Source organism: Paenibacillus sp. N3.4, assembly GCF_008017805.1.
Lineage (GTDB): Bacteria > Bacillota > Bacilli > Paenibacillales > NBRC-103111 > Paenibacillus_E.
This window is the reverse complement of the sequence record NZ_VRTT01000189.1, coordinates 1-1702: the sequence shown is the minus strand read 5'-3', so window position 1 is coordinate 1702 and position 1702 is coordinate 1. Positions and strand designations below refer to the sequence as shown.

2 protein-coding genes are annotated in these 1702 nt (G+C 46.2%); one reads left to right on the top strand and one right to left on the bottom strand.

Features of this window, described 5'->3' with window-relative positions; genetic code table 11:
* Positions 1-109 precede the first annotated feature (109 nt).
* A complete protein-coding gene (locus FU659_RS34855; protein WP_147951723.1) occupies positions 110-1393 on the top strand; it encodes an IS110 family RNA-guided transposase in 1284 nt (427 codons plus the stop codon).
* Positions 1394-1493: 100 nt separating this feature from the next.
* Here FU659_RS34855 and FU659_RS36690 read toward each other — a convergent pair.
* A partial coding sequence (locus FU659_RS36690) for a hypothetical protein (RefSeq protein ID WP_222708727.1) occupies positions 1494-1702 on the bottom strand: 209 nt, incomplete at its 5' end.

Sequence of the window (1702 nt, the reverse complement as noted above, 5' to 3'; positions counted from 1 at the left end):
AAACATTCCTGTAAGGCCTAAGATTTGGGCTTTGTCAAAAAAGGAGCGCCTCGGTATGATGGATTTGTCGAAGGGTTTTAACCCAATACATCAAGGAGGCGCTCTTACTATGAAGTTTAAACAATCAGACGGTCAAAATCAACGCATTGAACGAATTTCCACATCTCACCTTGTTGTGGGTATAGATATCGCCAAGGAGACTCATGTAGCACAAGCAACTAATTTTCGCGGTATCGTACTCAGTAAGCGACATCTTACATTCTCAAATACAATTGAAGGATTCGAAAAATTAGAACGATGGATTGATGGAATTAGGCAGAAACACCGATTAAAAGGACTCATAATCGGCATGGAGCCAACCGGACACTACGGGTATAACCTGGCCAATTGGCTTGCCGACAAGGGCAACAGCGTTGTCATGGTGAATCCGGCCACCACCAAACGAAACAAGGAGAACCGCGATAATTCTCCCTCCAAAAGTGATCCGAAGGATGCGCTTGTCATTGCTGACGTGATCAGCCGAGGCTACTACTATGAATACTCGCGACAGGCAATCGTCTTTCAGAGGTTGCGAACGATTATGAGTGACCGGGAATATTGGGTGACGAATAGTGTACGGTTTCAGAACCGGATCATTCGCTGGATAGACATTCGGTTCCCCGAGTATTTCTCGGTGTTTAAAGATTGGACCTGTAAACGTTCCTTAGCTACTCTTAAAGAATTCCCTTCTCCGCAGGATCTAGAGTCTCTGTCCGTACCAGAGGTGATCACAGGATGGAGAAAGCATATGAAGCGAGCCGGTGGCTCCACTGGCATGCAGAAGGCTGCGGAGCTCATCGCTCACGCTAAGAGCAGCATAGGCGAAACGACTGCCCTAAATGAAGCGAAGCAGGATTTACAATGGCTATTAGAAGAGTTCGAACGAGTGGTTGAAATACTAGAGAGAATTGAAAAGGATATACAAGTGTTGCTCAGCGAAATTCCTATGGCCGATCATCTTCGATCTATCGGCCTAGGCACGATCTGTATTGCAGCCATTCTATCAGGTGCTGGCGACCTTAGACAGTATGCCCATGGACGTCAATTATTGCGTAGGGCAGGCTTAAACCTAGCCGAAAGCACCTCAGGAAAACGAAAGGGGCAGATTGTGCTCTCTAAAAGGGGTGATGCTACGCTGCGGAAATATCTGTATCTGGCTACGCTCCAGCTTTGTGGAAATCATCCTGTGTTCCGACAGCTGCATGAGAATAATGTTCAAGTCAAGCAAATGAAGAAGCAACAATCGGTATTTAAACTGCTTGGAAAACTGGCGCGAATCATCATCGGCATTGTTCAAAGGGGAGAAACTTTTTCTCCTGAAAAAGTTGCCCCTATCTGCATTCAAGCTGCCTAAGACTGATTAAAACAATCACGTAAATTGACTCATTCGCAGGATTTTACAAAGAAAGCACGGAGGACCGAGTTACTGCCCGATAAGGGCTCAGACCCGTCAGCTAAACGTTATCGGTCTCCACGCCTTGGTCAGGTGTAACGAAGGAATGTAAGGGCATAGACCCGTAGAGTCGTGGGATGGTGAACCCCCAAGGAAATTGTGGAGTATGCGTGCAGAAGAATAACACTTGGAGAAATGTTCCATACGCTTCTTCTGTTCCCGCATGCCCAAGATTGGAATAACGGTGTCTAATGATGTCTAATGAGCTTA

Bases quoted from the DNA above. Each gene is read 5' to 3' on its own strand.
- FU659_RS34855 (WP_147951723.1), top strand. From the start codon at position 110: ATGAAGTTTAAACAATCAGACGGTCAAAATCAACGCATTGAACGAATT.